Origin of the sequence: Limnospira sp. PMC 289.06 (assembly GCF_032350395.1) — a bacterium.
Taxonomy (GTDB): domain Bacteria; phylum Cyanobacteriota; class Cyanobacteriia; order Cyanobacteriales; family Microcoleaceae; genus Limnospira; species Limnospira platensis.
The window spans coordinates 1-865 of the sequence record NZ_JARPLC010000378.1; the positions used below are offsets into that span (position 1 = coordinate 1).

Below are 865 nucleotides of genomic sequence, written 5' to 3' on the forward strand. Positions count from 1 at the left end.
GGTGTGCTAGATAACGGCGTATTCGAGGATACAGAAACAGGGACACCCCAAGGAGGGGTAATAAGTCCACTCCTAGCTAACATCGCACTGGATGGTATGGAGAGGCTAGTAAAAGGAATGTATCCAAATAAAGGAACAACCACACAGGGAAACCTTATAAGATACGCCGATGATTTTGTGGTTATATCAAAAGACCTTAAAATCATTGAACAGTGCAAAACTGCAATTTCTGAATGGTTAAAACCTGTAGGACTAGAGATTAAACCTGAAAAAACTCGAATCTGCCATACGCTCAATCCTATTGAGTATAACGGTAAAACTGAAGAACCAGGGTTTGATTTTCTAGGATTCAATATCAGGCAATATCCGGTAGGAAAATATAAGTCTGGGAAAACCGGGGGAATGGCAAGACGATTAATCGGTCACAAAACCTGCATAAAACCCAGCAATAAAGCATTTAAAGCCCACATAGAAGTGATTAAAGGTGCAATTAAACAACTTAAAACAGCACCTCAGTCAGCCCTGATAAGCAAAATAAACCCGATTATTCGAGGATGGTCAAACTATTATTCAGCGGTAGTCTCAACAGAGACCTTCGTTAAGCTAGACAATATAATATGGCTAATGTTAAGGGCATGGACAAAATCAAGATGCGGAAAGGCAAATCACGAAAAGCTAAGAAACTATTTCAGACATGAAACGGTTAAACTTAGCAATGGGAAAGAAAGACATGAATCTTGGTTGTTCAAGACTAAAGATGGACTTCAACTATGGAAACATAATTGGACTCCGATTGTCAGACACACCCTAATACGCCCTGATGCAACACCATACGACGGAAACTGGACTTACTGGGCAACCAGAA

General features: G+C 40.2%; 1 protein-coding gene. It reads left to right on the plus strand.

Features of this window, described 5'->3' with window-relative positions; genetic code table 11:
- The coding region (locus P5674_RS25310) for a reverse transcriptase domain-containing protein (protein WP_315670434.1) at nucleotides 1-865 on the plus strand (865 nt) is incomplete at both ends.